Below are 25,110 nucleotides of genomic sequence, written 5' to 3'. Positions count from 1 at the left end.
CTGCAACCGATACCTCATGGCTGCCTTACCCGCACCGTTGCGCCCTGGCGAACAGTCGCCTCTAGCAGCTGCCCTTGCAGCGGCAACAAGTCACCAATCAACAGGTTCTGCAACAACGGTTTGCCGTCGAAGCTGTTGCCGCCCAACACCACGTCCCGAACCCCCTCGACCCTGACCAGCGCCTTGCCGACCCGGCCAAGGCGGTTGCCACTGAGCAGCAACGGCCCGGCCAGCGGCGTCGTATTGCGCAGGCTGACGGCGTATTCGGCGGTATTGCCGATACGGTTGTCCAGCAGGGCCACGGCGCCGACCTCGCTGGCGTCCACTGCGCTGCCTTGGCTGCTGGCCAGCAGGTTGTCGTCGATTACCAGTGGCGCCGCCGCAGTTGGTGTCAGGCTGCGCAACTGAATGCCGTTGCCGCGGCTGTCGCCGATGCGGTTGCCAGCCAGCAGCACTGCGCCCTGTTGTTCGGTGATTTCGATCCCAGCCTTGGTCGCGCCAAGGATAAGGTTGTCTTCGACCAAGGCCCGCGTCTTGCCACGCAGTCGTACGCCGCTGTTGTTGTCGATGCCACGTAGTTGGTTGCCTTGCAACTTGACCTGGCTGTTCTGCACATCCACGGCGTATTGTTGCGAGCGCTCGAACTGGCTGGTGCTGATGGTCGCCTGGCTATGCTGCAACTCCACCGCCGTGGACATTTCGCTGAACTGGCTATCGCGGATGATCACCGTGGCCAGGCGAGTACTGGCTGCCTGCTGAGAACTTAAGGCGGTGGTCAAGCCCCGCGAGAGGTTGGCGTTGTAGCCCAGGCGCTTGAGGGTCGAACCCAGCACCTGGGTATGGCTGCCAGCCCAGGCCACAACGAAGGGCCGCCACGCGCGGTCGGTGCTAGCCGGTTTGTCGCCGGCCATGCTCTGCAGGCTGGACTGGTTTAGGCTAAGCCAGCCCTGGTTGATCAGTGCCGTACCGGAGAAGCTCGCCAGGTACAGACTGGTGCCTTCAAGGACCAGGCCGGCGTCGCTGCCGATCATCAGCGGGTAGCTCAACAGGTAGCCGTCTTTGTAGCGCTTGAGCACTCGCGGGTTGTTGAGTGCGTCATGCAACTGCGCCAGCGTGATACTGCCACCACGGAGCATCACCACTTGTGGGTGGTGTGCCTGATAACCGGCGATGGCGCGGAACAGGCCGTTGTTGACCAATGGCTCGAAGGGCCAGCTGCCGGCCTGAGAAGAAAACATCGGTTGCAGGCTGACACTGGCACGCCCGGCCGGGCGCTGCCGTTCGGTTTGCGCAAAGGCGACTGCCTGGCGCACCTGCTGGCGCAATTGATCGGCCTTGAGCTGGCGTTGCTCAGCCGGCAGGGTATCGACGATCTGGTTGGCCGGTAGCGCCTGGCTGGCGGCCTGGGCAGCGCCTGCCAGCCACAGCGCAGCCAGGCAGGTGAAGGAAAAGCGGGCGAGGGCAGCCATGGGTCAGCTCCTTGATCCGGGCACAGGGGAATAGAAGGCTTTGATCGGGCCGCCGAGCTGGCTGTAGTTGTCCACCTCGCCGTCTTGGCTGTCGTACAGCTGACGCGCCAGCGCATGGCCAGGATTGCGCTGCAGAAACGGGATCAGCCACGCCATCTTGTATGGCGCCACATCGCTTTGCGACTGGCCTTTGAGTTCCGGTAGGTCGGCGGGGTCGAGCACCGTGCGCGCGGCGAAATTGGCCAGCAGGTCGAGTGTCTGCTGGTCTTGGCTGCTCCACGGCAGGCCGTTGGCGCGCGCCGACTCGCTCAGCAGCACCAGCGGCACCAGGGCGTACTGGCTGTAGTTGGCTGCCAGCTTGCTGCGCGCCACCTCCAGCGGCAGGTAGGCGTAGTTGCCCTGGTTGGAGCGCACGGCCTGAGCCAGGCCGCGGCGCAAATTACCATCGGCCCAGCGGATGAAGTCGTCGCGGCCAACCAGCATGCCGGTGGCTGCCACCGCCCAGGCTGCCCAATAGTCGTGGTTGTTGAAGTACACGCCGCTGGCGCTGCGGCGGGGGTCGTATTCACGGATCACCAACTCGCCAAGGTCGGTGAACCAGGTACGCTGTGCATCGCTCAGTTGCAGCTTGCCGTTGCTGGCTGCCTGGGTAAGCAGCACGGTGCCAGCCATGGCCGCAAGCGCCCATTTGCGCGCCGCCATGCCGGTGCCGGTGGCATCAGGGTTGAGCAGGGCGCCAGCGTCGGCCCAGCGCTGCAGCCACTGGTCCTGACAGGCCAGCGCCATGTTGGCGTCCTGCGGCTTCTTGGCGCCCTGGAAGCGCTTGCTGGCGTAGATCAGGCCGCCGACGAACTGCTTGACCTGCTTGCCGATACGTTCACTGTCGGCGTCGGGGCTGCTGCGCAGTGTCGACTTGCTTGCATCGCGCTGGTCGTACTTGCTCTGCAGGCGCAGGCTGCCGGTAAAAGGTGCTGGCGGTTCCTTGGTGCAGACCAGGGTACGGTAATCGGCAATCATGGCCGATTGCGGCGTGGGGTGTGCCGGCCAGATGGACTGCGCCGCATGGGCGTGGGGGAACACGAGGCTCATGGCCAGTAACCCGATGCCCGGTAATAGTTTGCTCATAGGCATAGACGGGTCTCCACGGCGGTCGCTGCGGTACCGGCCTTGGTCGGCTCCATGAATACCGATAACAGGTTGGCGCCGGCGAATTCCGGTGCTTTGCTCAGTTCCAGATAATATTGGCCGCCAGTCACCGCCGCCTCACGGCGGAACCACACCTTGTCCCGCGCGCCGTTGTCGTAATAGACGATGATGTAGAAATCCTTGACGTTCTTGTCGCTCAGACGAATGTCCAGAAAGCCTTTGGAAAGCGACTGGCGGCCACTGCCCGCATTGCTCAGCAGCTCGATGCGCTCACCCACCTTCAAGGCCGGACGCTTGAGTTTGCTTTCCAGAACCTGCTGGCTTGCCGCGCAGCCGCCTTGAATGGCCGGCACCAGTTGCCGGTACATCAACGGCGAGTCCAACCGGTAGTTGGCCGGCAGCTCCCAGACGATCAGCTTGGGCGGTGCCTTGGGCTTGTAGTCGCTGGACAACAGGTACTCGAGCAGCGAGCCGTCTTCGCCAACCCCAGGCAGGGCATAGTTCAGTACGTCGACGTTCAGGTATTGCTTGAGGTAGCCGTCGAAGTTGAACTGCTTGCTTTCGTCCTCGCGGGCGGCGGCGTTACTGTCACCCACCAGGATCACCTCAGGGTCCGGCGCGTCATCGAACAGCGCATCGCCGCCACTGGCCACCGGAACCGTCTGGTAGCCACGCACGTACTGAAAACCATAGTTGTTGCCGCACAGTGAACTCATCGCCAGGTTCAGCGTGCCGTCCTTTGGCACCATCACGCCCGGCTCGGTACGGTATTGCTTTTTGGTCAGCCCGGCATAGAACGGTTGGCGACGGATTTCTTCGGCCATCAGCTTCGCCGTGGCCTCAGCCCCAGCTGGTGTCCAGTGGTGGTCACGGCGGAAGAAGTACTCGCCTTTGGGCGGCTGCTGTACCAGTTGCATCATCGGCGCTACCACCGCGCCGCTCTGGCGCAGTTGGCCAAGGTAGGTGGCGAGATTACCGCTGGCGCGGGCGTAGTCGAAACCGTGCAGCTGGTTGGCGAACAGCTTGTCGCGGTGCATCAGCCCGCGGGTCGGCTGGATCGCCATGGCCACATGAATGCCCTGGCGTTCGAACGCATGCATCAGGCGCGCGAACTCCGGGCGCATCGGTGCTGGAATACCGAATTCATTGGTCAGGTCTACGGCCGAACGGAACAGCCAGCGATCCTTGCCAGGCACGATCTCGCGCATCAACTTCATGCGCCCTTCGGCATAGCGTTGCGGGTCGCTCAAAGCCGGGCACACCATGCACTGCAGGTTCTCGCAACCAGGCTTGCCCGCCTGGGCGGGTTGCGCGGCCTGGCTGGGCAGGCTGAGCAGCGCGATGGCAACGCTCAGGGCAACAGGTACAAGGGTCTTCATGTGCCATTCATCCTTGCTGAGCAATCGTCACTCGGTCGGGTCGATGCTGTTGGCCAGGGTCATGCTGCGGTTGCCCGGCAGCAGTACGTAGCTGTACGAGCGCCCCTTCTTCAGGAACTGCTCGTCGAAACTGGCAACTTTGGTGTCCTGCTGGTAGGCAGCGAAGTCGATCTTGATCTCATTGACCATGCGCGTGCCGGTCTCACCATTGCCCAGGGTCTGCACCACGTCGTGCTTGCCATCGGAGGTCTTCAGCGCTGCCGGGTTCTGGGTCAGGTTATAGAAGGCGATCTGCGCCTTTTTCGGCTCATTGACGTACTTGTCGCTGATCAGCTTGAGCTGCTTGCCGTCGTACACCACGGTGCTCGCGGCATTGGCCTTGAGCTGCGGTTCGATGGATTTACCGGCGATGGTGATCTTGTGCGGGCCTGCGGGTGTGAACCGATAGCCGCTGAGCTGCCCGGCGGCGACCCGCTGCGGGTTGACCTTGCCACTGAGGCTGACGTCGATGTTGCTGTCGGACAGGTTCAGCACCCGCACGAAGGCCGAGTCGGCAGGGGCCACGGCGTCGTATAGGTCAGCGTTGCCCTCGGCAGCCAGAACGGTATGGCCGGCGGTGGCCAGGGCGATGGCGGTGAACAGGTGGGTAAGCTTCATTCGGACTCTCCTTGATTCGTCAGAAATGCTGGGGCGCAGCGCTACGGCTAAGTGAGCCTGGGCGGTGGGCGAGCAGGGTGCGTAGCGGGAATTCCCACACCACGGTGTCGATCTGGGAACTTGCCAGTTGATCGCTGGCGAGGAACTGGTTCATCGCCTCGAACGGGCCCCGCGCTTCCACGGCAATGCTCAACAGGTCGCGGTTGAGCGCTTCCTTGAGAAAGCCGACGAAGTTCCAGTCGTCGATCTTGCTGTAGCTGGTGCCGACCAGCATCAGGCTCTGGTCTTGTTCGGCGAACAGGTCGTCGGCACCTTGCTCGGCCTTGAGGGTTTCGTAGAGGGCGATGGAGTTGGGGCCGAACTGGGGGGCCAGGCGGGCGTGGTCGAACTGGATGTAATTCATCAAGTCACCCTTGACGCTTTTGTCGCCGGCCTTGTGCGAAACGTAGACTTGGTCGCCGAGCAATTGCGGGCGCTGACGTGCCAATTCATAGGCCGACAGCCGTGCGCCTTCAGGGCTCCAGTGAGTGTCGGACTTGAGAAACAGCTGTGGGCCTTCAAGGTTGGCGAGGAAGGCCGCACGCAACGGCACCACATCCATCTGGCGGCCTTGCAGCTCGCTGACAAAGCGGTCGTAGAGGCTGATTACCCGTGGGTCGAAAGCATGCTGGGCGTGGGCTGCGTAGACGTCGAGCTTCATCGGCAATGGCAGAATAACCAGGTGCTTGCCATGCTCTGCCAGTTGCAGGCGCACCTTGGCGATCTGCTCAAGTTGTGCCGCCAGATTGGCGTCTAGATCGTTGGGTACGCGGTATTCCTGATTGCTGTAGAGCCAGCCATCTTTGCCAAGTACCACGCCCTTGGTGCCTTCTCCAAACAGATGGAACTGGGCGTCGGCCCACAACTCAACCGACGGGTCGCGCAGGAAGAAGCGCTTGTCGTAGGCTTGCTCGAACTTGCGCAGCAGTTTGCCGTCGACGAACAGGTTCCAGGTGTCGGTCGAGGTGCGCGCAAAGCTGAACACCGGCGGCAGCGAATAGAGGAACATGGCCGCCAGCACCACAATGAACACAATGCCGTTGGCCTTGCTGGCCGAATTCATCACCGGATACATGGCGTTCTCCTAGAACTGAAAATACAGAAAGGGTGAGAACGAGTTGGCTGCCAGGCTGCTCAGGGCCAGCAGGAAGCCCCCCCACAGCATCACGCTGTGCAACGCGCCGACATGGCGCATGAAGTAGCCTTCCTTGTTGCCGGCGTAGAAGCGCAAATTATTGATGCCGGCCAGCAGCAGCCAGGCCAGCGCCACCAGAGCGAAGGCCATGGCCATCTTCGAGGCACCCAGCACATACAGCTCCAGCGAGCCGAAGCCGTTGAAGCCGAACAACGCCTTGTAGATATCGATGCTGTGGCGCAGGTCCATGGTGAAGAACAGCGGCATGCTCAACAGGATCAGCAGGCCGGTGCGCAGGTGTCGGCCGAGCTTGTAAGGCGCGCCAACCTTGGTCGCCAGGTTGAACTTGCGCTCCAGCACCATGCCAACGCCAAAGAACAGGCCCCAGCAGATGAAGGCGAAGCTCGCGCCGTGCCACAGGCCCGACAGCAGCATGGTCCAGATCAGCGCCGGCATTGCACCGGCCACCCGTTTACGCACCAGCGGCATGTACACGTAGTCGCGCAAAAAATGCGCCAGGGTCATGTGCCAGCGTGCCCAGAACTCGGTGATGCTCTGCGCCACGTAGGGCTGGTTGAAGTTCTCCGGGAAGCGAAAGCCCATCATCAGTGCCAGGCCCAAGGCCATGTGGCTGTAGCCGGCGAAGTCGAAATACAGCTGCAGCGTCGAGATCACCAGGCCGAACCAGGCGTCGCTGAACTGCAGCGTACCTTCGCTGACGAACAGCACGTTGATCGGTGCCAGGCGGTCGGCGATCAACACCTTCATGATGAAGCCGAGCATGAAACGGCAAACCCCCAGCGAAAACAGCTCCAGCGAGTGGGTGCGCTCGCGTAGCTGTGGCGCCAGCTGGCTGTAGCGCAGAATTGGCCCGGCCACCAGGTGCGGGAACAGCGCGACGAAGGCGGCGAAGTCGATGAAGTTGCGCGTGGGCGTAGCGTCCTTGCGGTAGATGTCGACGATGTAGCTAAGGGCATGGAACACGTAAAAGGAAATGCCCAGTGGCAGGAAGATGTTCTCCAGCGTCCAGGTATTGATGCCCAGCGGTGCGAGCAGCATGGCCAGTACTTCGGCGCCGAAATTGGCGTATTTGAAATAGCCCAGGGTCGACAGGTTGCCGGCCACACCGATCCACAGAAGGCGCAGAGCCATGGGTTTGTCGCCGGCATCCAGGCGTGCCTTGATACGCAGGCCGAACCAGTAGTTCCAGTAGGTGATACCGACGAACAACAGCAGGAAGTCTGGCCGCCACCAGGCATAGAAGATGTAGCTGGCGGCGACGATCACCGTTGACCGCCACTGCGCTTTGGCCAGGAAGTACACGGCCAGGAACAGCGGCAGGTAGAGGAACAGGAACACATTGGAGGCGAAGATCATGGCACGGCCCTTCCTTAGTAACTGATCACCACACCGACGCTCAACTGGTAGTCATCGCCGGTTTCCAATGCACTGCCGGCATTGAGGTAACTGGCGCTGACCAGCGCGTTGACGTCCAGGTGTTTGCCATCGATAGCCACCGGAAACATCTTCCAGTAGTAGTTGAGGTCGATCATTTGCCCGACGTTGCGCCCGTTGCCCTGGGTACCTTGGCTGATGGCGCGGTTACGCTGCGTGCGCTGGTCGCCGTTCATGCGGATCGGTAGGGTGCCGTCGGGGTCGCGCAGTTGCAGTTGGGTAACCCGCAGGTCCAGCGCGCTGCGTGGGGTGGGGCGGGTTTCCACGGCGAAGCCGTAGTAGCTCAGGTTGCGCAGGTCCAGGGCGACGAACGAACTGGTCAGGCGGGTGCTGTAGGAGCCAGTACGGGTGATGCGGTCGGACTGGATCGCGTTCAGGCGAAAGCCATCGTTTTCATCGCTGGGTTTGTCGGTCAGGCCGCCGCGCAGGGCCAGGCGTGGCGTCCAGGCCAGGCTGTCGAAGCGCTTGCCGACTTCGCCGAGCACTGCCCAGCCTTTGCTGCTGTGGCCGGTGGTGGTGACGCCGTTGCCATTGGTGTTGTCCATTTTGCCGTCCAGCGCCGCCAGTTCCAGGTGGTAGTCACTGAGCACTGGGTAAGGCAAGTTGTCGCCCTTGAAGAACAACCCGTAGCGCATGCCCTTGAAGTCGTAGCGGTCGTCGGCGTCGTGCCCGCTGTGGTCGTTCTCGTGCATCAAGCGCACGCCAACCTGGTTGTTCTGGCTCCAGCGATAGGCGTATTGGCCCATCAGGTAGGTCGTGCGCTCCTCACTGTCGGGCAACTGGTTGACGTCGGTGTTGTAGTTGTAGAACTTCTGGCCAACGGCGAAGAACGCTTCGGAGAAGGTGTCCTGGAAGTTCAAACGCAGCGACTCCAGGCTGTCATCCCACCAGATGCCATAGTCATCGAAGAAACGCTGGCGGCCAAATGAGGCTGAAAAGCGCGGGTCGTCACCGATTAGGTTGCGCTTGACGTACAGCTCGCGCATTTCGGCATACCAGCCTTCGGGCTGCTCGCGTTCGCTGCTGTTGGTCGCCTCCAGGGTCAGGTTGCTCGACTGGCTGGAGTCATAGTTCAGCCACAGGCGGCCGTAGACCATCCATTTCGCCCAGCGCTTTTCCGGTGAGTACCAAGCGAACGACGGTTCGTAGCGCAGGCTATAGAACATTTCCCGGTTGCTGCCGACTTGGGAGTCTTGCGGGCCATAGCCGGTTTGCACGGTGAGCTTGTTGAACACTTCGGAGGTGATCACAGGTTCGCTGCCATCGGCGGCTACGACGCGTACCGGCTCGTTGCTGTCCGCTTCAGGGCCGGTGATTTCTTCGGCGGCAAAGCACGCCGGCACGCTCGCCAGGACGAGCAAGGCGCCAAACAGGGGGTGGTGCGCTTTCACAGGGTGGCCTCCTTGAATAGCCCGTTGCGAGCGGCCATGGCGCGCTCGATGTCATCCTTGGGCAGGGTTTTTTCCAGGCGCCTGACCAGGCTTTTGGCGCTGCGCTCGCCCAGGTCCAGCGCTACGCGGGCATAGGTGTAGGCTTTGACTGGGTCGTGACACAGCGCGCGGCCGTAGGCGTGCAGGGTGGCCATGCGGTACCAGGCAGCGGTGTTGCCTTTGTTGGCTTCGGCCTGGAATAGCGCCAGGGCCTTTTCCTGGTCAGGTTGGTCCTCGACCCCCTTGCTGTAGTACTCACCCAGCAGCAAGCCGGCACCGGGGTAACCACTGGCACGCAGTTCTTCGATCAATGCGCGGGCCTTGTCCGGGTCCATGGTCAGCCAGTTGTTGACCATGTAGAACTGGGCTTGCAAGGCCTTGGCCCGCGTCGGATCGCGCGGGCGCACCTGATCGATCAGCGCCTGGGTTTCCTCGGCGTTGTGCTCGGTCGGGTTGGAGATCATGTAGTTGGCCTTCGATACCATCGCTGGTACGTATCCGCGGGCCACCGCTACATCTCGCCAGCGTTGAACGCGGGCGGTAGCCAGGTCCAAGGCGTCTTGCTGAGCCTTTTCGCGAGCCAATTGCTCGGGTGTCGGCGGCAGCTTTTCGGCACCGGCTGTGCCGTTCTGGCTCTCATAGCGGTCGGCATCCTGTTCGGCACGCTGCACGCTGGCAATGCTGTCGAGCAAGGCGGCGATGCGGTGGATGTTCTCCACCGGCAACTGCTCGCGTTCTGGCTCCAGTTGGTCGGTGAATGCTGGGAACAAGCGGTCCTGCTGCTCGCCGAGAAAGGCGTAGTAGCGGTCGATGGCGCGGGCATCCACCTTGACCGCCTGGCGGTACCAGCGTTCGGCTTCGCTGCGCCGGCCTTGGCGTTCGGCCAGCACGGCATGGTAGAGCTCCGGGCGGCAGTTGAGCAGGCAGGCCTGTTCGTACAGCGCCAACAGTTGTGCGGCCTGAGCAGGTTCGACGAGCTCGGGATAGGTCAGAAACACTTCCAGCGTGGTGCTGGTGTTACGCGGGTCGAGGTTGGCCGGGTAGCGCGTCAGTGCCTGGGTCATCCATGGGCGCTGCGCTTCGCGCAGGTGTGGAGTGCGGTCGATCAGGCGAGCCAGCGAAGCCAGCGCCGGGACCATGCCACGGCCATCGGCGAAAGCCTTCTGGTACAACGCCACCACTTCTGCGGGACTGGAGTCTGGCCGTGCGGCCAGTACATCGCCAAGCAGCAAGGTGCTGGCCAGATCGCCACGCTCAGCCAGTTGACGCAGATCGCCAGTGACCTCTGCCGATGGGTCCTTGTATAGCGTGTAGCGGATCTGCTCCAGGCTCTGCCCGGCGCTGGCCGTGCTGGCGCAGGCCAGGGCCAGGCTGGCCAGCAGCAGGCGGGGGGGCATGTTCACGGTCATGGCGTTATCGTCCTTGGCGGTTTAGCGCGCAGCGCCAAACGGCAGGCCCAGGAACAGGTCGACCGCCACCGCTTTCTGGTAGGCATCGGCCGGCAGCGGGCTGTCAGGCTCGATTGTCAGTGCCAGATTGCGGTTGGCCTCATCGACACGCGCATCGACCACCTTGCCGCTGTAGTGCTGGTCAAGGCCGAACACCTGCATGTCCACCGACTTAACCCGCTCGATATCGGCGAGCTTGTCGAACGGCAGATTGGCGCGCACAAACATGCCTTGCGCCTTGGGCAGCAAGTGCATCAGTGGCGCCTCCTTGTAGCCGTAACCATCCACCCGCGGGCTTGGGTAGTAGACCTGGCAATCGCAGGGGCTGTTGATCACCGTCTCGATGGTGGCACGGCCGAGCAGGGTTTGCAGGTCACCCGGCGACAGGTCGGCCACAGCCTTCATGTCGGCAGGGCTGGTGAAGCTGGTGGCCAGCTGTGTGGAAATGCTGGCCAGCGGCTGCCCGGCGTGCACCTCGGTGGCACCGGCAGGCAGCAGGTATTTCACATAGCCATTGTCGGGCATGCTGATGACCTGGGCGTTGGTCGCCACCTGCGCCTGCAGCGCCGGGATGCGGAAGAACAGCAGGTAGCCTTTGTAACCAACGAAGGCCAGTGCGGCGATGCCAGCGGCGGTGTACAACAGCGTGCCCGTCAACGCCTTCAGGCGAGCGCCTGGAGTGCGGGCGCTGGCGTACTTGTGCTTGCGTTCCTTGATGTAGTTCTCGCGCTGCATGACCGTGAACAGGCCATTGATATCAGCGATTTCTCCAGACATGTAGGCGCTGATCAGGTAGCGCAGAATGTCGCGCTTCTGCGCATCGAGGTCGACGAACTGCGCGCCCACCTCGCTGCCACGCTGCGAGACGATACGGATCTTGCTGTCGATGTTCAGGTCGATCTGGTTCAGGCGCAGGCGTATGGAGGCGTCATACAACGCGCCGATCTTCAGGGGGGCGTCGTGGCTCAGGCCCAGGCCGCCCAGGGAAATATCCTGCAGGGCTACCTCGAACGGCGCCTGGCCGGCACTGCACAGGCGCACGCGGGCGTTCATGCGCGTGCGCACATACTGACGCTCGTCGACCGCTTCGTGGACGATGTTGGCCGCTGTTTTGCCCGGGGCCGCGGGGATGTTCGTGGTACTCATATGCAGGCGCCTTTCCTTAACGTTGCGAGAGTTCTAGAAGAACGGTGATGACCCCGAAGAAGATGGCGACCGACGAGCACAGCATCGCCTTCGAGGACCAGCGGTTGAGGCTGGCATCGAAGTCGACGCTGCCAGTGGCCAGAGTGGTCTTTTGCCGCGTCCAGCTTTGCTGGTCCATGTGGAACATCGCGTAGACCTTCATCAGCGAACCGACGATCTGGTTGTAATAAAGGACGAAGGGGTACATCGGGCTCACCGGGTGCCCGGCGAAGACGAACAGCACGGTCACCAGGCTGCGCGAGATCAGCACCCAGAACAGGTACACCAACAGGTACTGGATGCCGAACGCCACACCGGCCACCACCGAGGCGGTCAGCCCCATCAGGCAGGTCCACATCGACACCCGCTGGTCGAGCAGCACGTACAGGGTGAACAGCCCAAGGCGCGCGCGGCCGAGCAGGGCCGTGGCGCGAAAGTTCTGGCGCAGCGAGTTGCCGTACCAACGGAACATCAATTGCCGCGTAGCGATGAAGAAGCTGTCGCTGGGTGGATGCTCGACGGTCAGGGTGTGGCTGTCTGGCACGTAGAAAGTGTTCCAGCCGGCGCGCATCAGGCTCAGCCAGCTCGACTTATCGTCACCGGTGAGGAACTGGAAGCGACCGAGCCGCCAGTGCTCTAGAAAGTCGGCCTCGACATCGCGGATGAACTCGGGGTCAGTCATCACTTCAGCGCGGAAGAACGACAGCCGCCCGGTCAACGTCAGCACCCGGTGTGATAGCGCCATCGAGCACATGTTGATGTGGCGTTGCACGAACCGCATCGAGTGCCATTGGCGCATCCATCGGCTGCCCTCGACTTCGCAGAACTCGTTGGTGGTCAAGCCGCCAACGTCCGGCAGCACGGCGAACAGCTTGACTGCCCGCTCGACACAGCCGGGCAGCATCATGGTGTCGCCGTCGACCACGCCTACCACGGCATCACTGAGCGGCATCTGCCGCGACAACGCCCTGAAGGCATGGGCCAGGCCGTCACGCTTGCCGGTGCCGCGGGCGCGGACGATCACCAACTTGATGTCGTCGCGGTCCTTGACCTCATTGCGCATGATGTCCTTGATGAAGTTTTCGTCGCCTTTCTCGACGATCGAAGCGATCACCGTGCAGGGCACTTTCAGCCGTTGCACCTCCTGGAACACCGACTGGTAGACCTTGAAAGTGGTCATGGTGGGAATGCGAAAGCTGGTTACCACCATGAACATGTGCGAGGGCAGCGCCGCATCGCCCAGGCGCTCCACCCGGCGGCGCAGCCTTGGAAATTGCCAATGCAGGAAATACATGCCGCGCACGTAGTGAACGACGGCGTTTCCATAGCGCCACATCCCCAGCGTGCCGATGATGAAGATGAACAGGTGGTGGTTTGGGTCCAGATACTGCGGGGCGACCATCTCCGACGCCAGCGCAATCAGCCCGGCCAGGCACGCCCAGCCGAAGAAGCTGGCGCCTGCGCGCAGGTAGCCGGGTGCTACGAAGGGTGGGTGCTGTCGATCCATGTCGCCTTGACTCCTTTTTTGCCGGTGGCCGCGCGCCACACCGCCCAGGGGTGACCCTGTGGCGGGTGGAGCAGGGTGGGTGCTGGGGTGGTTACCAGCAGATGCCCTGGGTTTGGCTGTCGCTCAGGCCAGGCATGAAGCCCACCAGATCGATCACCTGTTTGCCGTGGCCGGCTTGCAGCACGCTGGCAAAGCGTGGGTCGTTGTTACCCAGCACGATCACCTCGGCTTCCTCGATCACCTGCTGCAAGTTGCCGTGCAGCAGCGACGAAACGTGGGGGATCTTCGCTTCGATGTACTCCTTGTTTGCGCCATGCACCCGGGCGTACTCGACGTTCTCGTCGAAAATGTGCAATTGGTAGCCCTTGCCGATCAGGCGCTCGGCCAGTTCCACCAATGGGCTTTCCCGCAGGTCATCGGTGCCGGCCTTGAATGCCAGGCCCAACAGGGCGATCTTGCGTTTGTCCTGGCGTTCGATGAGGTCGAAGGCGTTCTGCACCTGCGAAGCGTTACTGGCCATCAGCGAATCGAGCAGCGGCGCCTTCACGTCCAGGCTGGCGGCGCGGTAGGTCAGGGCACGAACATCCTTGGGCAGGCACGAGCCACCAAAGGCGAACCCTGGGCGCAGGTAATAGCGCGACAGGTTGAGCTTGTGGTCCTGGCAGACCACATCCATCACCTCGCGGCCGTCGACGCCGGCAGCCTTGGCAATGTTGCCGATCTCGTTGGCAAAAGTGACTTTGGCGGCGTGCCAAACGTTGCAGGTGTACTTGATCATCTCGGCCACTTCGATGGTCTTGCGGATCACCGGTGCGTCGAGCTCCTTGTACAGCGACTCGAGCAGATCGCCCGATTGGCTGTCCAGTTCCCCGATTACCGTCATGGCCGGGAAGTCATAATCTTTGATCGCGGTGCTTTCGCGCAGGAATTCCGGGTTGACCGCTACGCCGAAATCGACGCCAGCTCGCTTGCCCGAAAACTCCTCCAGAATTGGCACCACCACATTCTTGACGGTGCCTGGCAGTACGGTGCTGCGCACTACCACGGTGTGGCGGCTAGCTTTGTCGCGCAGCGCCGTGCCGATTTCCCGACACACCGCTTCCATGTACACCAGGTCCAGATCACCGTTCTTCTTGCTCGGGGTGCCGACGCACAGCAGCGACATATCTGTGGCAAGAATCGCCCCTTGCACATCGGTTGTTCCGCGCAGCCGGCCATTGTTCACGCCCTCTTGCAGCAGTTGTTCCAGGCCGGGTTCGACAATGGGCGACTTGCCCTGGTTGATCAGTTCGATTTTTGCCGGGGAGATATCGACCCCCAGCACATGATGGCCGCGGGCCGATAGGCACCCCGCGCAGACCGCGCCAACATAGCCAAGTCCAAAGATACTGATGTGCATAGATCCCTCTCTCTGGGGCGCGGCAAGGCCGGCCGAGATACATCGTTTATGAATTTTATAAGTGGCAGACGCGCAGAAGTAAGCCGCGCTCGGAAGTGGCGTTGCAGGCTGTTTCTTAGTGGTCTGATTACAGACTAAATGGATTTTAATTTTTGTTGCAAGCGTTGTTGCTCGGTAATTTAAAAATAACTTTAACTTTCTTCGTTAAAGTTAAAAAACACTTTAAAATCAATAACTTAAAGTTGCTGTTAGTTGGGCGCCAAAAAAATGAATGCCTGTCGTGTGGCGATAAAGTGACGCCAATCACATGGCGTCGGCCCGGTTCTGCCGCTGGCGCGACACCCCTCAATGGACTGCATCCATGAATAAAGACCTTCAAAATCAAGGCTTCTGCTAGGGTCGTGCTGGCTTGCGACACTGCGCGGCGATGGGCATAGTGCTTGTCATCTCTACAACTGCTGGCACGGGCGTGATCAGCAGCCATGAAGGCCAAGGAACGAGGAGATCTGGCATGAAAGGATTCGGCCCACGCCTGCGCGAAGAGCGTGAACGTTTAGGCATGACCCAGCGGGTATTTGGTGACATCGGGGGCGTCGAACCCAACGCGCAAGGCAAGTACGAGAGCGGCGAGCGCACGCCTCGGGCGGACTACTTAGCGGCCTTGGCAAACCGAGGAGTGGATGCACTGTATGTGCTCAGTGGTCAGCGCACCCCTGCGCCGCTGGAAAGCCTGACGGCCGATGAAACCGGTCTATTGGGCGCATTTCGCCGTTTACCTGCGGCTGACAAGGCAGCGTTGCGGCATGTGCTGGGGCGTTTGGCGGGTGAGGGCAGTCGTGTGGAATCGGCGCCGCAGATGCAGCCTGGGTGTCGGACATTTCTGACGGAAGTTTTACGCTAGGTCCGCCATGAAAAATTTTGTTAAGGTGACGGGATCCAATCGCCCTGTTGACGAGGTGTCTGCTTGATTAGGGTCCTAGTGGTCGACGATCACGATCTGGTTCGAACCGGTATTACTCGCATGTTGGCCGATATCGATGGCCTGCAGGTGGTAGGTGAGGCGGATTCGGGCGAATCGGCGCTCAAGCTCGCCCGGGAACTGAAACCTGATGTCGTGCTGATGGACGTGAAGATGCCTGGCATCGGTGGCCTTGAAGCCACCCGCAAGTTGCTGCGCAGTCACCCTGACATCAAGGTGGTGGCTGTCACTGTCTGTGAAGAAGACCCGTTCCCCACCCGGCTGATGCAGGCGGGTGCCGCCGGTTACCTGACCAAAGGGGCTGGGCTTGACGAAATGGTTCAGGCCATCCGCATGGCCTTCGCCGGCCAGCGCTACATCAGCCCCCAGATCGCCCAGCAACTGGCGCTTAAGTCGTTCCAGCCTCAAGGCTCGCCCTTCGATGCGCTGTCGGAACGAGAGATCCAGATTGCCTTGATGATCGTCGGCTGCCAAAAGGTGCAGATCATCTCCGACAAGTTGTGCCTCTCGCCCAAGACCGTCAATACTTATCGTTATCGGATCTTCGAAAAACTCTCGGTTACCAGCGACGTCGAGCTGACGCTGCTGGCCGTTCGCCACGGTATGGTCGACGCAAGCCTCTAACCCTCATGTCTCAAATTTTTGATGCCAGCGCGTTCCTGGCCACCTGCAGTGGCCGCCCAGGCGTATACCGGATGTTCGACGCCGAGGCGCGGTTGCTCTACGTGGGCAAGGCCAAAAACCTCAAGAAGCGCCTGGCCAGTTATTTTCGCAAGACTGGCCTTGCGCCGAAGACTGCTGCGCTGGTGGGCCGCATCGCCCAGGTGGAAACCACCATCACCGCCAATGAAACCGAGGCATTGCTGCTTGAACAGAACCTGATCAAGCAGTGGCGGCCGCCGTATAACATTCTGTTACGCGACGATAAGTCGTACCCATACGTTTTTCTCTCGGACGGCGAATTTCCGCGGTTGGGTATTCATCGTGGCGCCAAAAAAGCCAAGGGGCGTTATTTTGGACCGTACCCCAGTGCCGGAGCCATTCGCGAGAGCCTGAGCTTGCTGCAGAAAGCTTTCTCTGTCCGCCAGTGTGAAGACAGCTATTTCGCCAACCGCACTCGCCCGTGCCTGCAGTACCAGATCAAGCGCTGCAAAGGCCCGTGCACCCGCTTGGTCACGCCCGAAGAATATGCCGAGGACGTACGTCACTCGGTGATGTTCCTCGAGGGGCGCAGCCAGCAGTTGGGCAATGAGCTCAACGAAACCATGGAGAAGGCCGCCATGGCTCTGGATTTCGAGAAGGCTGCCGAACTCCGCGACCAGATCGCCCTGCTGCGACGGGTGCAGGATCAGCAGTACATCGAAGGCGGCTCTGGCGACGTCGATGTGGTGGCCGCCTTCGTCAACCCGGGCGGCGCATGCGTCCATTTGATCAGTGTTCGCGGCGGCCGGGTGCTGGGCAGCAAGAATTTCTTTCCGCAGGTGGGTATCGAGGAGGAAGTGGCCGACGTCATGGCTGCGTTCCTGTCGCAGTATTACCTGGGCAATGCCGAACGTGAAATGCCGGGTGAACTGATCGTCAACGTGCTGCACGAAGACTTTCAGGCCATCACTGACGCCGTGCAGAGCCTGCGGGGTCGGGAGCTTGCGATCAGTCATCGCGTCCGGGGTACCCGCGCCCGCTGGCAACAACTGGCGGTAACCAATGCCGAGCAGGCCCTCAATGCCCGGTTGGCCAACCGTCAGCATATGGCTGCGCGTTTCGAAGCGTTGGCCGAGGTCCTCGGCCTGGATGAAGTACCGCAGCGTCTGGAATGCTATGACATCAGCCACTCCAGTGGCGAAGCCACGGTCGCCAGCTGCGTGGTGTTCGGCCCGGAAGGCCCGATCAAGTCCGATTACCGGCGCTTCAATATCGAAGGGGTGACAGCAGGCGACGATTATGCCGCCATGCATCAGGCCCTTACCCGCCGTTACGGGCGCATCAAGGACGGGGAGGGCAAGTTGCCCGATGTGCTGCTGGTCGATGGCGGCAAGGGCCAGTTGAACATGGCCCGCGAAGTGATGCAGGAGCTGGCCTTCAACGATCTCACCCTGCTGGGTGTGGCCAAGGGCGTAACGCGCAAGGCCGGCTTCGAAACGCTGTATCTGAACGATGTGGCCCATGAGTTCACTCTCAAGGGCGATAACCCAGCACTGCACCTGATCCAGCAGATCCGCGATGAAGCGCACCGTTTTGCCATCACTGGGCACCGTGCCCGGCGTGGCAAGGCCCGACGCACTTCGAGCCTGGAGGACGTTGCCGGGGTAGGACCCAAGCGCCGCCGCGACCTGCTGAAACACTTCGGCGGCTTGCAGGAACTCAACCGCGCCAGTGTCGACGAGATCGCCAAGGCGCCTGGCATCAGTAAAAAGCTTGCCGAGTCGATTTATGCCAGCCTGCATAGCGAGTAGAATGCCGGGCTCAACCCGCAGCCAGTCGTACCGATGAATATTCCAAACCTGCTCACCGTTCTGCGCGTCCTGCTGATCCCAATCTTCATCCTGCTGTTCTACATGCCTTATCACTGGAGCTACATGGCCGCCAGTACGGTGTTCGCCATCGCCGCTGCCACTGACTGGCTGGACGGTTACCTGGCGCGCCGGCTGCAGCAGAGCACCCCATTCGGGGCCTTCCTCGACCCAGTGGCCGATAAATTGATGGTGGCGGTGGCTTTGGTGCTGCTGGTGCAGGTGCACGCCAACTTCTGGCTGACATTGCCCGCAGCAGTGATCATCGGCCGCGAAATTGTGGTGTCAGCATTGCGCGAGTGGATGGCGGAGCTGGGGGCGAGGGCGCATGTGGCGGTTTCCAGCCTTGGCAAGTGGAAGACGGCGGCGCAGATGCTGGCGCTGGTGATTCTGTTAGGCAACCCGCCCGTTGTGAATTTCTGGGTGGTATTGGGCTATGGCCTGCTGCTGGTGGCGGCCGCGCTCACCCTGTGGTCGATGGTGCACTACCTGGTGGCAGCCTGGCCGCACCTGCGCGAAGGCTCTGAAAAAAAATAAAACTTTTTTGAATCAAGGGGTTGACGCTATTTCAGATATTGCTAGAATGGCACCCATCACGACGCGGGAATAGCTCAGTTGGTAGAGCACGACCTTGCCAAGGTCGGGGTCGCGAGTTCGAGTCTCGTTTCCCGCTCCAAATTAAGATTTATAGCGTTCTACAGAATTCTGTAAATCATCGAAAAAAGACGCTCAGGCGTCTTTTTTTCGTTCAAGTCCAATTCATTCGGACTCGTGGGCATTCGGGCCCTTCAAGCAATGAGTCCATGAATTAATAGCGTCCAGAGCCCATGTTCGTTGCTGAAAAAAGAGCGCTGAGCATCACGGGCATCCAGCCTTTGCGTCAAACCAAAGAGCTCTTGCATGGCTTTCTCGGAAGGGAAGGTTTGCCATGCTAAGGCTATCGGTAAGAACTTTACCCTTGGCGCTGGCTATTGCCCGTCAACCGGCGCGACAGCGCCTGGTGGTAGTCCGAGCGCGATCGATGAGCCCACCTACCACATGTGAGGCCGTGATTTATCGTGGCATATCTGGCGAGCAGTGCCACGGCAGCACCGCTTCGTAGTCTGTTACCGACGAGGCATCCGGCAACCGCTCGAGTATGTGGCGCAGCCCCGTATAGGGCTCTTGGCCGTTGACCTTGGCACTTCCGACTAAGATAGAGATCTGCGCACTGGCCGTGGCGCCCTTGGGTGTGTCACTGAATAGCCAGGCATTGCGTCCGATGACAAATGGCTTAATCGCACGCTCGCCAGGTTAATGTTGATCTGTAAATGCCCGGCCTCGACATAATGCTCCAAGCGACTCCAGTTGTTTGCCAACAAGTGTTTCTTTTCGAGCCCAGCTTACATAGCTTGAAGCGATATCACGGCCACACCGACAACGATAATCACGATTGATAAAAACTTTCTCACGACACCACCTGGAGCAATATCTTCGGCGATAAACTTCGGGAGTAGTTTCGTTGCCAGAAACCCTAACGCTAAAACGAATAGCGGGTGAATACTGACGACAACCGAAACCAAGGCAGCACCGCCTCCCGCTGCAAGTGCAGCCATGAAAAAAACATAGCCGCCAACATCAAAAATGTTTGTCACTCCAAAAATCCCAAACTGCTTTAAATTCAAGGTCTTTAGATCGTTAGTAATGAGTCTCCGCCATTTCGGCACCAACAAAAGCAACATGCCGCCTAGAGCATAACCAGCAAAGTTAAAAATCAGCACCGACTCCAAGCTTTTCAATTGCAGTATCTCGTCTGAAATAACAGTTGAGACAGCCCCAAAAAAAGCTGAAACCAACAAAATAACTACATGTCTGGGGTGGCCAAGCCCTCTTATTGTCTGCCTAGACATGCACAATATTAGAATGCCAACAACGATCATAGCAAAGCCAGCCACCTGCCATGATGTTGGGATGGCATGAAAAATCAAAATGGATGCTGCCAATACGAAGATTGGTTCAGATTGGTGAATTGGGATCACTACAGATACATCCATGTCTTCTAGTGAATAACTATATGCAAAGTATTGCAAAAATATTGCAAGTCCTGAGCAGATATTAATCACTGCTATGTGCAAATCTAAATCAGTAGGCTGAAAATAGGCATAAATGGCTCCTGCAAAGAAAATATTTCCAATGCTCAGTAGGAAAATAAAGGAGATGCAGTTTGAGGTGATATGGTTAATGGCAAATTTATCAACAATATTTGAGAGGCTCCAAAATAGCGGGGCCAGAAGTGCGAAGTATAACCAGGTCATTATTCTCTCCCGAGAACCTCAAGAATGGTATTTTTGCTGTCAATCAACAGCTCGTTCGAAAAGTCATCAGTATCATGATCAAAGATAAATGTATTATTGTAGCCAAACCCATCAGATGTCTCGAGACTCACTATTTTATCTAGAATGACTGGAAGCTCGTTGAACCGTGATGAGTGGTTTTTCTTCAATAGTTTTATCGCGTTCCCGTAGTGCGCTGCTTCATCTTTGGCTGCATTGCGGATCCATTCGGACAAGCAGTCGGGTCCAAGGCTATCAAAAAGTTTGAAGTCTTGTTTGTAAGCCCTGGTGCTAGTTATTTCATCAAATGCAATCGATACCAATATGGTGAACTCATCAGCCATGAACGATGAGATAGAGTCGAACTCCGGCTGCCTGGATTTAATTGCCCTGTCAATATCATCTTCGAGAAATCCATACAAAACGCTATTGATCTTCCTGAGGCCTCTGTAGTGATTTTGTTCATCTAAGTGCCAGAGGCATACGAACTCTAGAAAATCATCGCTCAACTTTAAGTCACTTCTATTTATTAGGTATATCAGAAAATGTTTAGAATCGAATTCTGAACTCATGTCATGCCAGAAGTGTTCTTGCCGAGACTTAATGACTTCCTGAGAGCCCGTGATGCTCTCTGAGGTCAGATCTTTAAGCAAGTCAACTGAAGACCAGTCATAACTTTTCAAACCAATGGAGGACTTCGAATAGCTCACGATTACGCTCCTTGCAATTATTCCATGAAGTTTTTAAACTGCCACTTGTCAGACCGGGAGATGGCAAACAATCCTTTGTCTTCTTCTATTGGGCTCCAATCTGTATATTCGCCTAGCATCTCGCCCAGATAGGGCCTAGCACTATCAAGAATAAAATTGAAGTCCATCTCTTCTGCCTCAACGATGCCGCAGTGAGGGTTATTAATTGCCCATTTCATGCCCGATACCACACCGGCCACGACTTGCAATGAGGTAGCAGAACTTTCAGCATTATGCTTCTGCGCTACCGCGTTCTCTAGATAAGATCCAAACCAATAAGCATTTTTTTCATGCCCCATTATAAGTACGCCAAGATAATCGCCTCCAAAGGCGATATCCCGACCATGCAAGATTCTTTTATCTGGCTGCGAGTTCCAAGAGCATCCACTAAGCTCGTGAATTGAAAGAACTGCGTCATTGCAAGGGTGGTAAGCATAATTGACAGTGGGCCGATAAGTAGCCTGTCCATTATCAAAGCAGGTTAGATAGTCAGATAGAGAAATCGACTCATTGTGAGTAATCAAAAAACCTAAGCAGGGGCCAAAGGCGGGTGTCCAGGTTCTCAATCTGACCGAGGCACCCGGGCGATTCAAGTAAATTGCACTATTGCAGCCAGTAGTATGGCGCTGCCCCTCTGGCGGAAAACTAAGCTCATGAGTCCCCCAGCCTAACTCAGCAGGCTGGCAACCCTCACCAATAAAGCCATCAATTGACCAAGTATTAACAAACTCACCAGGTCGCTTGGGCAGCTTTGCAATCTGAGTATCATGCTCCGCGATGTGAATTGTTTTCACGCCGAGATCCGCACACAGCTTCGCCCACTGCTGACGGGTCTGTGGGATAGGCTGACTGACACCAAATATGTCACTGCGAAGATTCAGAAGCGCCTGCTTTACGAAATGAGAAACTAGACCCGGATTGGCACCATGCGCCACCACGGCTGTAGGGCCATTTTGACATTGAGACTTTAATGCAAGCATCGTTTCTCTCAATGCGTAATTTGTACGTTCTGCAGGCTCTGCATCTGCATTCACATAATGTCCAGCCCATGGTTCAATGCACGTATCAATGTACCTTGCTCCCTTTTTCTGGCAAAGCGATACAAGGTCGACACTGGAGACATCAACTGAAAGGTTGACTACAAATGACTCGGCGTCCAAGTCACATAACAACTCCTCAAGATTGTCCCTGGTAATACTTTCTGCCACCCACGTCATAGGACTGACGAATTCGGCACTTGGTTTCTTGGCGCCACATGGATCTATCACCTTAAGGCTTTTAATATCTCTACCAAACTCAGTGAGCAGATTCGGCATAAGCGCAGACGCGATAGTTCCGTAGCCAATCAATACAATATTCATAGGTTTCTTCCTTAACACGTTTTGTGAGCGGACAGGGAGGTTTACCTCGTCTCAAATTTAAAATTGGTCGCTAGGTGCAATATGCGCAGCGCTTAGCGCGGCGAAGCGTGGGCAGTGCTTAACTGCAAATGCGCCTGCGATTTATGTCGACCAGAAGTTCAAGCTGCGCCAAGCAGACTCAAGTTTCTGGAACTCGGGGTGATGCAGGATGGCATCCATCTGTTTGCTGAGAACCCGGTTGATCTCGGCAATCATGTGATCGACACTGTGTTTATTGATCAATTGATCTGGATCATGACTTTCAAGGATTTTGGCAATAACGGCAGCTGCGCCCTGGCGCGCGACTTGATAACCCTCTTGGCTGGGCACCAACTTGGTTTCTGCCATGATTTGCTCGAGCAGCGTGGCGTTGCTCAGTGTTGCTGTTGTGACTTCAGCCGTTACGGTCGAGTTGTTTTGTTTTGACATGGTGTCGCTCCGTTGTCTCAGTCTTCTTCTGGCGCCTAAAGCACCAGGCCCAGTCCTTCTGCCAGCTGCTGGCACGCTTGCTCGTTGTTCAGCAGGTGCCGCAACTGCTTGCGGAACATAGGCACGTTGCCCAATGGGCCTTTGAGGGCGACGAGCGCTTCGCGAAGCTCCAGCAGTTTTTTCAGCTCCGGAACCTGGCGGCCTATGCTGTCTGGCCCGAAATCATTGATGGACTTGAACTGCAGGCTGACTGCGAGCCCCGCCTCGGGCTGTGCTCAGTTCAGAGGGCACAGACATGGCCAGGTTGACATAGGCATCGTTCAACACGTTGTTGAACGTGTGTTTATCGATGCGCATTACAGGGCGGTCTTCATGCGCGCGGTTGTCCAGGCCGAAATCGCCCAGCACCAGCATTTTGCGCGATAGCTCTATTTCGACTCGTTCGTCGCCGGTGGCGGGTCCGTGCTTGATGTTGATGCGCTCTTTGGGGGCAACGGAGCCGGATGATCTGCTCATGGCTATATATCCTTGCTGGCGTGAGTCCTATATGTAGGAAGCGTCCTACAAGTTGGCGTTTAATATTAAACGTTAGTTAAGCAAGCGACCGGGGCTTGAATGTCATTTTGCTAAAAAACCATGCGCTTAAAGTTTTGCTGAAGTCGAGTTTGAATGTGTAACAAAATAAGTTCTTGTAAGTAGTCGTGTTGGTGTACTAGGCTCTTTCGCTGTTGGGGAGTTGCCGGCTGGGTGCTGGCGTCTGCGTGCTAGCGAAGAAGATAGTCGTAAAGGGATGGCCGCAGTGTATCCAAATGGATTTTGGCTTTTATTAACACTGTGCTCGAGGCCTGTAGTGGCATTCGAGCCAACGGACCGTCCGCGAATTTTTTCTAACACTGAGCGTTTGGCATGTTTCGACCTGGCAGCCTGCACTCCGGCGCACACAGGGAGTGATCAGCGCAAGAGCACGACGCGCATATATTGCGTCACGTTGTGGCGCAATAACTGGCGCGTGCGCCAGGTGACTTGAGGTTTCGTCTGAGCCTTGCGGAGGACTAGGTGATGATTTGGGTACCTGCTGACACTTTGGCCTCACCTGCGGCCCCTTTGCATCGGTTGTTGGACACGGTGAGGGAAAACACCACACTTTCTTCTGCAGGCGCTGATTCCCCCGCAGAGGCTCAAGCGCTGCAACCGAGAAGCAGCGACCCCGAGCAACGGCAGGCATGGGCTATTCAGCGGTCTTTTGCCGGGCTGAGCGCCATGCTGCGGGTAACGGGCGAGAAGCCCAGCTACTACGATGAAACCCTCGGTGCCATTGCGGCGGTCCATGATTACGCCAAAGCGGTCAACGACAGCCCCGACAGAGGCAAAGCAGCACTCGAGGCTGTGCATCTGCGCTTTTCGATGAAAGGGCAAGATCCAATTGGCACCTTGCAGCGAGTCTCCACCGGCTTGCCAGAGCCAATCAACCACCAGGTCAGGAAACTGGCGGATCAAACGGCACAAGTGCTGAATGTCGAAGCTCTGCGCGAGCTGGAGCGACGCTGGGATGTCGAGGTGTACAGTTTCTTCCAGCAGCGCTTGGCTGAACGCTACCCCTTCGTGGTACGGGCGCCGGATGTCTCGTTGGACGACTTCGAAGCCTTCTTCGGGCCTAAGGGGCGGCTGCAGCAATTCCATGACCAGTACTTGAAGGTTTTCTTGAAGGATAACCTCGAAGCCCTGCAGGCCGGCCAGCAGGGGCAATCGCTGATCCGCAGGGATGTGCTCGAACAACTGGAGCGCGCAGATCGAATCCGCGAGACCTTCTTCGATCAGCGCGGCAACCTGAGCGTGCAGTTCAGCATCGAACCGTTGGGGTTGAGTGCCAACCAGCGCACGAGCTTATTGGACCTGGACGGTCAACTGATTTCCTACACCCATGGCCCGAGCCAGATCACCGGCATCGTCTGGCCAAACACTTTGGGGCAGCAGGTACGCAGTAACCTGACCTTGCTCAGGCAGAACGGCAGCAGCAGTAGCCTGGAATACCGAGGCCCCTGGTCGATGTTTCGCTTGCTCAGCCGCGGATCGCTCAATGGGCGGACGGCGACCAGCGTGGATCTGAGTTTCAGGACTGGCGATGGCGTGATGCGGTACAGGCTCAGCGCCCAGAAGGCCTACAACCCAATCACGCAAGAGCCTTTCAAAGGTTTTCGGTTGCCCCGAGGGTTGTTGCAGAAGTCGGCCCAGCTTGGGGGTGACCACGCAAGCCGGTCTGTCGCGAGGTAGTTAAGGCAAACGCAAGAGCAGGCCAGTGAATCGAGCACTCGCTCCCGTATCAGTAGCAGCGCCGCCCAACGCACTGCGATGGCTAACTAAAACGGGTGCGCGCTCGCTAATTAAATAATGGGGCTTAGCGGCTTGAATGGTGCATTCGAGTCGCTACCTATCAAAAATGTCAGTTTCGTGCATTTCTGATCTTATGTAAGTTGCTACTTGT

18 protein-coding genes, 1 tRNA gene and 4 pseudogenes are annotated in these 25,110 nt (G+C 58.4%); 6 read left to right on the top strand and 17 right to left on the bottom strand.

Annotated elements, in window-relative coordinates; genetic code table 11:
- Positions 1 to 14: 14 nt before the first annotated feature.
- The 11 genes from J5M56_RS09120 to J5M56_RS09070 all read right to left on the bottom strand — a co-directional run bounded on the left by J5M56_RS09120 (position 15) and on the right by J5M56_RS09070 (position 14,249).
- Positions 15 to 1,469 carry a right-handed parallel beta-helix repeat-containing protein gene (locus tag J5M56_RS09120; protein WP_207936548.1) on the bottom strand — a complete coding sequence of 485 codons (1,455 nt, stop codon included), beginning with the start codon at positions 1,467 to 1,469 and terminating at the stop codon, positions 15 to 17.
- Between the two features lie 3 nt (positions 1,470 to 1,472).
- Complete coding sequence (locus tag J5M56_RS09115; protein ID WP_207936546.1) at positions 1,473 to 2,600, bottom strand: polysaccharide lyase; 1,128 nt, start codon at positions 2,598 to 2,600, stop codon at positions 1,473 to 1,475.
- Entirely contained in the window at positions 2,591 to 3,994 is a 1,404-nt protein-coding gene (locus tag J5M56_RS09110; RefSeq protein ID WP_186478014.1) for an alginate biosynthesis protein AlgX, read from the bottom strand. Before J5M56_RS09110 ends, J5M56_RS09115 begins: the two co-directional genes overlap by 10 nt.
- A 27-nt stretch (positions 3,995 to 4,021) precedes the next feature.
- Positions 4,022 to 4,651 carry an alginate O-acetyltransferase AlgF gene (locus J5M56_RS09105; RefSeq protein WP_060478022.1) on the bottom strand — a complete coding sequence of 210 codons (630 nt, stop codon included), beginning with the start codon at positions 4,649 to 4,651 and terminating at the stop codon, positions 4,022 to 4,024.
- A 19-nt stretch (positions 4,652 to 4,670) separates the two neighbouring features.
- Positions 4,671 to 5,765: an alginate O-acetyltransferase gene (locus tag J5M56_RS09100; RefSeq protein ID WP_207936544.1), complete on the bottom strand. Its 1,095-nt coding sequence runs from the start codon at positions 5,763 to 5,765 to the stop codon at positions 4,671 to 4,673.
- A 9-nt stretch (positions 5,766 to 5,774) separates the two neighbouring features.
- Positions 5,775 to 7,202 (bottom strand): MBOAT family protein, encoded by a 1,428-nt coding sequence (locus J5M56_RS09095; protein WP_207936542.1) that lies wholly within the window; start codon positions 7,200 to 7,202, stop codon positions 5,775 to 5,777.
- 14 nt (positions 7,203 to 7,216) lie between these two features.
- Positions 7,217 to 8,671 carry an alginate export family protein gene (locus tag J5M56_RS09090; protein ID WP_207936540.1) on the bottom strand — a complete coding sequence of 485 codons (1,455 nt, stop codon included), beginning with the start codon at positions 8,669 to 8,671 and terminating at the stop codon, positions 7,217 to 7,219.
- Positions 8,668 to 10,119 carry a sel1 repeat family protein gene (locus J5M56_RS09085; RefSeq protein WP_207936538.1) on the bottom strand — a complete coding sequence of 484 codons (1,452 nt, stop codon included), beginning with the start codon at positions 10,117 to 10,119 and terminating at the stop codon, positions 8,668 to 8,670. The genes J5M56_RS09090 and J5M56_RS09085 overlap by 4 nt, the downstream gene beginning before the upstream one ends.
- A 21-nt stretch (positions 10,120 to 10,140) precedes the next feature.
- Positions 10,141 to 11,304 carry a PilZ domain-containing protein gene (locus tag J5M56_RS09080; protein ID WP_060478017.1) on the bottom strand — a complete coding sequence of 388 codons (1,164 nt, stop codon included), beginning with the start codon at positions 11,302 to 11,304 and terminating at the stop codon, positions 10,141 to 10,143.
- A gap of 16 nt (positions 11,305 to 11,320) precedes the next feature.
- Positions 11,321 to 12,850 carry a glycosyltransferase gene (locus J5M56_RS09075; protein ID WP_207936536.1) on the bottom strand — a complete coding sequence of 510 codons (1,530 nt, stop codon included), beginning with the start codon at positions 12,848 to 12,850 and terminating at the stop codon, positions 11,321 to 11,323.
- A gap of 91 nt (positions 12,851 to 12,941) precedes the next feature.
- Positions 12,942 to 14,249: a UDP-glucose/GDP-mannose dehydrogenase family protein gene (locus tag J5M56_RS09070; protein ID WP_060478016.1), complete on the bottom strand. Its 1,308-nt coding sequence runs from the start codon at positions 14,247 to 14,249 to the stop codon at positions 12,942 to 12,944.
- A 511-nt stretch (positions 14,250 to 14,760) separates the two neighbouring features.
- On the opposite strand from J5M56_RS09070, the gene J5M56_RS09065 reads away from it, so the two are divergent.
- From J5M56_RS09065 to J5M56_RS09045, 5 genes are all read left to right on the top strand, one after another.
- The gene (locus tag J5M56_RS09065; RefSeq protein WP_060478015.1) at positions 14,761 to 15,150 is read left to right on the top strand and encodes a helix-turn-helix domain-containing protein; all 390 of its coding nucleotides are present in this window, start codon (positions 14,761 to 14,763) and stop codon (positions 15,148 to 15,150) included.
- Positions 15,151 to 15,213: 63 nt separating this feature from the next.
- The gene (uvrY, locus tag J5M56_RS09060) at positions 15,214 to 15,852 is read left to right on the top strand and encodes a UvrY/SirA/GacA family response regulator transcription factor (protein WP_186478019.1); all 639 of its coding nucleotides are present in this window, start codon (positions 15,214 to 15,216) and stop codon (positions 15,850 to 15,852) included.
- 5 nt (positions 15,853 to 15,857) lie between these two features.
- Positions 15,858 to 17,681, top strand: coding sequence for an excinuclease ABC subunit UvrC (uvrC, locus tag J5M56_RS09055; protein WP_186478020.1), 1,824 nt, complete (start codon positions 15,858 to 15,860; stop codon positions 17,679 to 17,681).
- A 33-nt stretch (positions 17,682 to 17,714) separates the two neighbouring features.
- Positions 17,715 to 18,275, top strand: coding sequence for a CDP-diacylglycerol--glycerol-3-phosphate 3-phosphatidyltransferase (pgsA, locus tag J5M56_RS09050; protein ID WP_060478012.1), 561 nt, complete (start codon positions 17,715 to 17,717; stop codon positions 18,273 to 18,275).
- Positions 18,276 to 18,338: 63 nt separating this feature from the next.
- Positions 18,339 to 18,414: transfer RNA gene (locus J5M56_RS09045), tRNA-Gly, on the top strand.
- A gap of 377 nt (positions 18,415 to 18,791) precedes the next feature.
- Here J5M56_RS09045 and J5M56_RS09040 read toward each other — a convergent pair.
- The 6 genes and pseudogenes from J5M56_RS09040 to tssB all read right to left on the bottom strand — a co-directional run.
- Positions 18,792 to 19,096, bottom strand: a pseudogene (locus J5M56_RS09040) (transposase); the annotation flags it as partial.
- A 24-nt stretch (positions 19,097 to 19,120) separates the two neighbouring features.
- Positions 19,121 to 20,032, bottom strand: a complete 912-nt coding sequence (locus J5M56_RS09035; RefSeq protein WP_207936534.1) for an EamA family transporter — start codon at positions 20,030 to 20,032, stop codon at positions 19,121 to 19,123.
- Positions 20,032 to 20,760 (bottom strand): hypothetical protein, encoded by a 729-nt coding sequence (locus J5M56_RS09030; RefSeq protein WP_186478022.1) that lies wholly within the window; start codon positions 20,758 to 20,760, stop codon positions 20,032 to 20,034. Before J5M56_RS09030 ends, J5M56_RS09035 begins: the two co-directional genes overlap by 1 nt.
- A 17-nt stretch (positions 20,761 to 20,777) precedes the next feature.
- Positions 20,778 to 22,160 carry a saccharopine dehydrogenase C-terminal domain-containing protein gene (locus J5M56_RS09025; protein WP_207936532.1) on the bottom strand — a complete coding sequence of 461 codons (1,383 nt, stop codon included), beginning with the start codon at positions 22,158 to 22,160 and terminating at the stop codon, positions 20,778 to 20,780.
- A gap of 159 nt (positions 22,161 to 22,319) precedes the next feature.
- Positions 22,320 to 22,628, bottom strand: a pseudogene (locus tag J5M56_RS09020) (type VI secretion system contractile sheath large subunit); the annotation flags it as partial.
- 35 nt (positions 22,629 to 22,663) lie between these two features.
- Positions 22,664 to 23,144 (bottom strand): annotated as a pseudogene (gene tssB, locus J5M56_RS09015) (type VI secretion system contractile sheath small subunit).
- 576 nt (positions 23,145 to 23,720) lie between these two features.
- Between tssB and J5M56_RS09010 the strand changes: the two are divergent.
- Positions 23,721 to 24,899, top strand: a pseudogene (locus tag J5M56_RS09010) (type VI secretion IcmF C-terminal domain-containing protein); the annotation flags it as partial.
- Positions 24,900 to 25,110 lie beyond the last annotated feature (211 nt).

It is taken from the genome of Pseudomonas sp. 51_B (assembly GCF_017491595.1).
GTDB classification, from domain to species: Bacteria; Pseudomonadota; Gammaproteobacteria; order Pseudomonadales; family Pseudomonadaceae; genus Aquipseudomonas; species Aquipseudomonas promysalinigenes.
The sequence above is the reverse complement of the archived record's forward strand: the minus strand, read 5'-3'. Positions and strand labels throughout refer to the sequence as shown.